The organism is Flavobacterium sp. (assembly GCF_043720215.1).
Classification (GTDB): Bacteria; Bacteroidota; Bacteroidia; order Flavobacteriales; family Flavobacteriaceae; genus Flavobacterium.
This window is the reverse complement of record NZ_JAYSSZ010000055.1, coordinates 1-5,391: the sequence shown is the minus strand read 5'-3', so window position 1 is coordinate 5,391 and position 5,391 is coordinate 1. Positions and strand designations below refer to the sequence as shown.

Here is a 5,391-nt window from a genome sequence, read left to right as displayed (position 1 = left end):
CAACCACTATACTATATTTAGAATTGCAAATAGAGTTGGTGGTGTGAGTTTGATTCACTATTTGTGGTAAAAAAATCGATTGCCCACTATCATCTCTTTCTATATAACAATGGTATCTGCCGTTATTTACTTTTTTGCCGATGAGTTCAATGGTCCAATATTTAGAATTTAGTTTCCCATTTATTAATATATCTATTTGGTTTTTGTGCGTGTTGGGTTCATTGCTTCTGTGCAAGCAAATCCCAACTTCTTGATTGTCTTTAACTATTATTTCATCTTGAAATGGAGTAGAAGACAATAATAATTTCTTATTATCATCATAAATATCCACACTCAAAATATCATCTCCTTCATACCATATTTCCATTTCGTTTGGTGTTCTGTCTTTTTTTTTGAACATCCACGGAATTTTAATTTTTCCATTGGTTTTAATGTCGCCATAAGTGTGTGCTTTTGCCTGATGGTAATTGCCTGTACTTTGTACTATTGCGGTACTATTTCTTGAAGTTAAGAGATTGTCAATGGCTTGTTCTACTAGAGTTTGCCCAGTGTGTGCATCTCCGTGACCACCAAGACTCATATTAATTACAACAGGGCGATTTCCAGCTTCGTTTAAAATAAAATCTAGACCTTCGATTAGTTTTACGGAGTCTCCAAGTGATAAATTTGAACCATTAACCAGATTTGAACCCATATCAACAGCTATTATTGAGCAGTTTGGCGCGAAACTTTTGTTAGCTACACTTCCGTTTCCGCACGCAATGCCTAATACGTGGGTTCCGTGAGATCCTGTACCAAATAGATCAGATTTTCCGGGATGGTAGCCTATTTTTTTGAAAGGAAAATCATCGTCCAGTGCATCATTTAATTGATTTTGATTGATGAATTTTCCGTATCCAAACTTGTTGCCATCACTTTTTTCTGATTGCACCCAAATTTTTTCAAATCTGGTTTTTCCATTGTTTATAAAATCAGGATGTGTGAAATCGAATCCAAAATCAACTATTCCAAAAACCACTTTTGATGTTTGATTCTCGTTGATTACTGTTTTTGACTTGTATTTGTATCTTCTAACTTTTTCGTGCAAAAAATCGTCTGACGGAATAACTCTTGGCGCTTTTAAACTTTTTACTTCTGGGCTATGATAAACTTGGTTTAAAAATTTTCTTTTTATCCTACAACTTATAATATCTCCAAATTGCGAAATCACTTTGCAGTTTTTAGGATACTGTTCTGTATTTGACAACCGCATTAATAGTGAAAGTTCTTCTTCTTGGTTTCCGTAAAGTATTATTTTTAGTCGCGGATCCATTGTTTATGGTATTACAGGTTCTGGCTGAATTACTAGATTTGATAGTTTTCGTTCTAAATCAAAAATTGAACTTCTTAAAAACGAAATAGATAGTAAATTGAAATAAGAAAAATCATCGTCATTACTTATGGCTTTTAAAAATTTATCTAAAATTCCACCGTCACTAGACATTTCAAGCAGTTTTGATAAAATCTCTTGATCAACGATAGAAAGTTTATCCCTGTTTTTATCTAAATGTAACTTTTCGATTTCTTTTTTACGATCGGCTAAACTTGCAATTTCATTTTGTAATTGAAAATGTTTGATTTGCAAATCCAATTCTTTTGAAAGTTTTTGAGTTTCAACACTTCCAACTTTTAGAAAATTTTTCTGAAATTTATCATCTATAAGTTTTGATAAATTTTCAATACTATTTGCTTCTAATTGATCTGTTTTTTGATCTATTTTTTTGAGTGTTTTTAATATCTCATCCGCTTTAGTTGTGGTTATAGTTTCCATTGTGCTTTATTTTTTTGTTAATGGTTTTACCTCAGTAACAGTTGCAGGTTGTACATTACTTATTGCCTCTACTTTTCTCTCAAGTGCACCTAGTCTATCTATAACTTTTGGCAATTCAGCAATTATGGTATTAATACTATCTATTCCGGCTTTATTATCCTGAGAAGATTTCTTAATGGTTTCGATTTTTTCGGTAAGATCACCAATCGCTTTTTGACTGTCTCCTAGTTTTTTATTGAGCTTATCCAATTTTTCCAAAATAGGATCTGGTGCAGTTGTTGTTGGAGTTCCAGTCGTTGTTGGAATCGTTGGAGTTGTTGGAGTTGTTGAACCTCCTGTAGCTGTTCCAGTTGGAGCAGAATTTCTAGCAGGAATTACTTCCAATTCTTTTGCTTTATTTTCAATAAGTAAATAACTTATTATTGGATTTGCCGATATCATTCCTGCAATAAGTCCCGTTTTTTGAATTTCTTGAGGGTCTTTTATTCCATAATGTTCAGCTCTGCTGTTTGCTATAAAGTAACTCATAATTAGATTAAGTGGATTCATAGTTTCTTATATTTAATTGTTAAAAAATGAAATAATTGGGCAGCAATATTTCACTGCCCAAGTATTTTTTTATTTGTTCATCATAGTCATCATTAAGACTAATGGCAGCATTTTACTACTATCATTATTGCTACCACCTTGACCCATTATTAAGACCAAAGGCAACATCATATTCATACTGTCTGATGATTTTCCTGAACCTGAATCCCCCATTGTAGTTAACATTGGCAATAATAATGACATCGTCATATCAACTTCTATTGGGTTTTTACCTTGAACAACACCAATAGTTGCGGGAACTGCGGGATTTCCTCCTTCTGCAGCTTTTGCAGGATTAATTTGAAGATTTTCAACTTTCAATTTTGGCTGATTTAATAACGAACCCATCATATTCATCATTTGCATATTTTTCAACACTTTAGTTTGATTGTCGTTCTTTTGAAGGTCAATTTTTGCTAATTGAGTGTGTTTTGCATCTAATGAAACTAAAGCTTTATTGGTAGCAATAGTGGTGGTTTTAAGTTCGTTTACATCTTTAGAAATGGTATCTAATGATTTTTTTAAGTCGCTTTTTGTAGCATAATCTGCAGAATTTCCGCTCAAATTACCTCCAAAATTAGAACGCTGTCTAACACCTGGACTTACAGAAGGGTTTATTCTTCTAGCAAATGGTCTTCTGTTTGATCTTGCTTCATCAAAACTTTCCCCATAACTTTCTAGTAAATCTTCGTTTAATAAATCTTCATTTAATAAATCTTCGTCTAAATAACTTTCGTAATAGCTCATAACTTTAATTTTTAATTGTTAATATGTATTTAATTTTTATTGAAATAATGTTTATTGTATTTTAGTATAGCTGGTTGTACATACTTGTTGAACAGAATAAAATCGGGCACATTGTTTCCTGGTTTTCCAGTTCCAAAACATTCTGTACAATCTATATTTTCTCCAAAACATTCAGTGCAAGCTCCAATGGCTTTTGCGATATCGTCGTTTTGTGATAATTCAAAATTTAGTTGCGCTTTTAATTCTTCTACGATGGCGAATAACTTTTGATTTATCCTTTTCATTTTTTTGATTTTTTCTTCCAATTCTAAATCAATAAAAGGAGTTTCTTCTATAGTTTCTTTTTTTTCCATCATAGGTTGCATCATCTCAAAATATTTTGCCATTTCTGGATTTTGCTCTTTCAACATTTGTATATACGCTTCCATACTATCTTTTTTTATGTTTACAAACTTGCAATCGATGTTTGTACTCGATTGATTCTGCTTGGAGAATTGCTTCCCACAAACTGACCATAATCGTTTACAAAATAATCCTCACTTGGTATAAATCCACCATTGTAGTATTCATACAAAATGTTTTCAGTCAAATAATTCACGTTTTCAATCAATTCTGCAAACGAGTGGCTTTCAATTGGTGCATTTGGACTAGCAGTTCCTAAACTTTGTTGTGCTTGTCCTGCTTGAAATTGTGGATTATTGATAATACCGCCCAATTGACCATACAGATTTTGAACTCTACCAATATCTTGTCTCGCTTGTGGATTCAATTGCACTGGATTATCCTGAATGTATTGGTTAATTGCTGGTAAAGCAGCTCTTCCTGCATTAGCTAAATAGCGACCTGTGTTATTAACCGTTTGTCTAAATTGCGATGGTGGATTCTGATATTGACGCTGTGGTTGTTGTGGCGCATATCTTCTTGGCGGTGCTTGTTGTTGTCTTTGTTGGTTTTGTTGGTTGTAATTTGACAAAGCAGTTGCCCCAGAACCTGCTAGATTACTAACCAAACCTCCGAGCGCACCTCCTATTTGTGGTGCTCCAAAATAAGTTCCAATTGCAGTACCCGCAATTGGAGCTATGGCAGAAACGCCACGTAAGACTCCAGAACCTATACTACTGGCTACATTCCCTAAGCTAGACCAAAATCCTTCAGCTTCGCTTTCTGACATTTGATCTACTCTTGATAAAAGGACATTTTCTAACTCGCTTTCGCCTAAATTTGAATATTCAGGTCCTAAAACATATCTAACTGCTTCAAAGTAATCTTGTTCACTAAACGATTCCCCTTGAAAAACTTCGTGATATAAACTCATAATTTCTAGTTGTAAATAATTGCTTCTTACTCTTTTTAGGTTTTTCAGATTTCACCTATCAATTTGTGCACTAATTTGATTTGGTAAAATTGTAATTATTTAAATATCTGCAAAAGAGTATATTACCTGTTTTTTTTAAAGGAATTTAGCGGTAATAAAAAAATAAAAAATAGTAAAAAAAAAGGGGACATTTCCCCTTGCCGAAAAAATTACATGTAGATATATTTGCATCAATAACAACTAAAACTAAAAACTATGAAAAGAATTTATTTTGCTACGACATCTATTTTTTCACTTTTTGCATTTATTTCTTGTGGAACAGTAATAAATCATGGAGCTCCTTCTCAATTGATAACCCAAGAGATGGCAAGAAATTTAAACACTAGATACATTAATGAAAGATCTGGAGTGATTTTACAAAGTATTAATAGAGAAGATGCAAATGCTATATGGTATTCTGTTGAAGAGTTAGAAAATTATATACATTATATTAAAACTGAAGGAGAGAAAAAAGGAATACAAGTAAATGGTATTAGGTTCTATTTAGGTGTTTATCCTAATGACACTGCTACTTATAATGAAAAAGCAGGTTTAACAACTATTTTTTTGGCGCCAACTAAAAAAAGAAGCTCTGACAGAACACTTAGAACAGACGGAAGAATGACAACAGAAGAAAATACAGATGCAACTGAAATACAGCCTTTAAACTTTGGAGGAATGGGGAATCCTCCTAAAATTGAATATGGGGAGAACTAAAATATGCTAGAAAATTTAAGATTTTATTCGATTTTTTTAACTTTAATATCCAGTATTATAGGAATACTATTTTGGTATAAATTACCCAATTTAAAATCTAAATTATTCTTATTTTCTCTTTTTTTTTCAATAGCGGTAGATTTTGTTGGAACAAATTTCACAAAATGGACAGGAT

General features: G+C 32.5%; 7 protein-coding genes. 1 reads left to right on the top strand and 6 read right to left on the bottom strand.

Annotation, left to right across the window (positions count from 1 at the left end; all coding sequences use genetic code 11):
- The 6 genes from ACHZC3_RS02420 to ACHZC3_RS02395 all read right to left on the bottom strand — a co-directional run.
- A partial coding sequence (locus ACHZC3_RS02420) for a S8 family serine peptidase (protein ID WP_394758284.1) occupies positions 1 to 1,312 on the bottom strand: 1,312 nt, incomplete at its 3' end.
- A gap of 3 nt (positions 1,313 to 1,315) precedes the next feature.
- A complete protein-coding gene (locus ACHZC3_RS02415; RefSeq protein WP_394758283.1) occupies positions 1,316 to 1,810 on the bottom strand; it encodes a hypothetical protein in 495 nt (164 codons plus the stop codon).
- A 6-nt stretch (positions 1,811 to 1,816) separates the two neighbouring features.
- Positions 1,817 to 2,359, bottom strand: coding sequence for a hypothetical protein (locus ACHZC3_RS02410; protein ID WP_310554752.1), 543 nt, complete (start codon positions 2,357 to 2,359; stop codon positions 1,817 to 1,819).
- Between the two features lie 69 nt (positions 2,360 to 2,428).
- Positions 2,429 to 3,145, bottom strand: a complete 717-nt coding sequence (locus ACHZC3_RS02405) for a hypothetical protein (RefSeq protein WP_394758282.1) — start codon at positions 3,143 to 3,145, stop codon at positions 2,429 to 2,431.
- Positions 3,146 to 3,174: 29 nt separating this feature from the next.
- Entirely contained in the window at positions 3,175 to 3,573 is a 399-nt protein-coding gene (locus tag ACHZC3_RS02400; protein WP_394758281.1) for a hypothetical protein, read from the bottom strand.
- A gap of 17 nt (positions 3,574 to 3,590) precedes the next feature.
- Positions 3,591 to 4,460 carry a hypothetical protein gene (locus tag ACHZC3_RS02395; RefSeq protein ID WP_394758280.1) on the bottom strand — a complete coding sequence of 290 codons (870 nt, stop codon included), beginning with the start codon at positions 4,458 to 4,460 and terminating at the stop codon, positions 3,591 to 3,593.
- 255 nt (positions 4,461 to 4,715) lie between these two features.
- On the opposite strand from ACHZC3_RS02395, the gene ACHZC3_RS02390 reads away from it, so the two are divergent.
- Entirely contained in the window at positions 4,716 to 5,216 is a 501-nt protein-coding gene (locus tag ACHZC3_RS02390; protein ID WP_394758279.1) for a hypothetical protein, read from the top strand.
- Positions 5,217 to 5,391: the final 175 nt, after the last annotated feature.

Bases quoted from the DNA above. Each gene is read 5' to 3' on its own strand.
- ACHZC3_RS02390 (WP_394758279.1), top strand. From the start codon at position 4,716: ATGAAAAGAATTTATTTTGCTACGACATCTATTTTTTCACTTTTTGCA.
- ACHZC3_RS02415 (WP_394758283.1), bottom strand. From the start codon at position 1,810: ATGGAAACTATAACCACAACTAAAGCGGATGAGATATTAAAAACACTC.
- ACHZC3_RS02410 (WP_310554752.1), bottom strand. From the start codon at position 2,359: ATGAATCCACTTAATCTAATTATGAGTTACTTTATAGCAAACAGCAGA.
- ACHZC3_RS02405 (WP_394758282.1), bottom strand. From the start codon at position 3,145: ATGAGCTATTACGAAAGTTATTTAGACGAAGATTTATTAAATGAAGAT.
- ACHZC3_RS02395 (WP_394758280.1), bottom strand. From the start codon at position 4,460: ATGAGTTTATATCACGAAGTTTTTCAAGGGGAATCGTTTAGTGAACAA.
- ACHZC3_RS02400 (WP_394758281.1), bottom strand. From the start codon at position 3,573: ATGGAAGCGTATATACAAATGTTGAAAGAGCAAAATCCAGAAATGGCA.